This window comes from Alcanivorax sp. HI0044 (assembly GCF_001634945.1).
Genome location: NZ_LWEZ01001917.1, coordinates 1 through 1,920 on the forward strand (window position 1 = coordinate 1; position 1,920 = coordinate 1,920).

At 59.2% G+C, this 1,920-nt stretch carries 2 protein-coding genes; both read right to left on the minus strand.

The window, feature by feature from the left end:
- Nucleotides 1–544 (minus strand): glycosyltransferase (locus tag A3730_RS28550; protein WP_156501432.1); only part of this gene is annotated, 544 nt, incomplete at its 3' end.
- 206 nt (nt 545–750) lie between these two features.
- The coding region (locus tag A3730_RS28555) for a sulfotransferase (RefSeq protein WP_063539378.1) at nt 751–1,920 on the minus strand (1,170 nt) is incomplete at its 5' end.

Consider the following 1,920-nt stretch of genomic DNA (forward strand, 5'->3'; position numbering starts at 1 on the left):
ATTCGCGGGCCAGCGGTGTGCCCACCAGCTGTGGATTGCGCGCCCCCGCGGCCCGGGCCTGGGCGATCATCGATTCGCAGATGGTAGCGGCGGTTTCGCTGCCCTGAAACAGGGTGCGGTTCACCCAGTTGAGAAAACCGCCAGCCAATCGCGCCAGCCGTTTTCCCCAATACAACTCCACCAGGCGGTTGTAATCTGTCTGGAAGGTAACGCACACCGGAATCCCCCATTTCTTGGCGATCCAGTAGCCGATCATGGAGAAAATACCGGGCCCCGGAATCACGATCACATCCGGTTTCATTTCCCAGACCAGGGCGCTCAATTCACGCACTTTGGGAAAAAAGAGTCGCTGGGTGGGGTCGCCGGGGATCGGTATGGAAGCGCCCTGGCAAGGATGCGGTTCCTCCATGCAGGGCTGCACCAGTTCCACTTGCGCCACCTGATCTTTCAGATGCGAGACCAGGTCCTGGAAGTAGGCGCCGACGCCATTCCGCCCTTTGATCGCATCCACCACAAACAGTATGCGTAGCTCTTTGGTATCCATGGCCGGCAGTATCCCGGCCGCTCATGTCGTTAATGTGACAGGAGCGTCACGCCATGACGGTGTAATTGCGACAAGATGTAACGAACCCCGAACTCGCCGTAGGAGCGCCGCTTGAGGCGCGAATCTGCTTGCCTCATCAGCTGCGAGCCACGAGAAGCGAGTTTCGAAAATCGAAACTATTTTGGTTCGCGCCTCAAGCGGCGCTCCTACAGCGGTTTTTCATCAGTGCTGGGGAGCGGGTATCCGAAGCGCTCATACACCCAGCCAAACCTGTGCAGCAACGCCTCACCACTGACACCCAGGGCATCCAGAGAATACTGATGGGCGCTGCGGTACTGCCTGGCCTTGCGGTCCTGTTCCTGCAGCCGCTGACAAAATTGCGCGTCGGGCTGCCAGCCAAACCGCTGGTAAAAACCCAGTACGGTCTCGCCAGGAGCCGATGCCAGGGTCTCCATCACCGACAGCGCCTGGCGCTGTTCCGGCAGCTGATTTACCACCTCCAGCAGATGGCGATAGTAGTATTCCAGCATCGCCAGAAACCCTTCGCGCCAGTAGGCGGTGGTGTCGCGACCATCGAACAGGCGCGCGCCTATAAGAATGGAATTTACTTGCGATGGCACCGCCGCGGTGGGGCTACGCAGGCAGCCAATAAAACGGGCATCCGGGAAAGCGTCGGCCAAGGTTTCCATCCACGGGGTAAACGACGGGTTCTTCGATAGCAGGATTTTTTCCGGGCCGTGAAAATAAAGGTGGCGCTGAATAAAACGGCGGTAAGCGCGCATCAGTCGTTGTTTTTCTTCCGGGCGGCCATCGCGGTCCAGAAATGTCAGTTGCCACAGGGCAGGAACAGGCACCACAAGCACTAGCAAAAAGCAGCCCCACACCGGGATCAACCCAAGATAATCCTCTTCCGGATCCAGCAGCCCGGTCTTGTGCACGCCGTCCAGCCCACCCAACAAACGCCTTTCCGCCCAAAACAGAAGCCGCCCACCTGGGCGGCCTATCAACGTATCCAGGCGAGCGACACCGGTCCAGAAATAGCGCTGGGTAATCGAGGGCGCAAACAGCAGCTCCCACAGCGCCGTGGTGGTGAAACGCGTATCCATGGCCAGCAGGCGATGCAGAAAGGTCGTGCCGCTTCGCGGCACTCCGGTCACAAACAACGGCTGACGCACCGCCACGCGCCGGAACGCCGGGAACAGCAGATAATCCAGCCCCAGGCCGATGCCATTGATTCCCTGTACCAGCAGGAATAATGGCCAGAACAGCAGCATCACCAGCAGCCGCTGCAACGAGAATCCGCGCAGTTGGCCCTGGTAACCGGGGAACCAGCTGGCGGCAAACAGTGCAGTATAACGTTTCAACAGCGTTGGCAT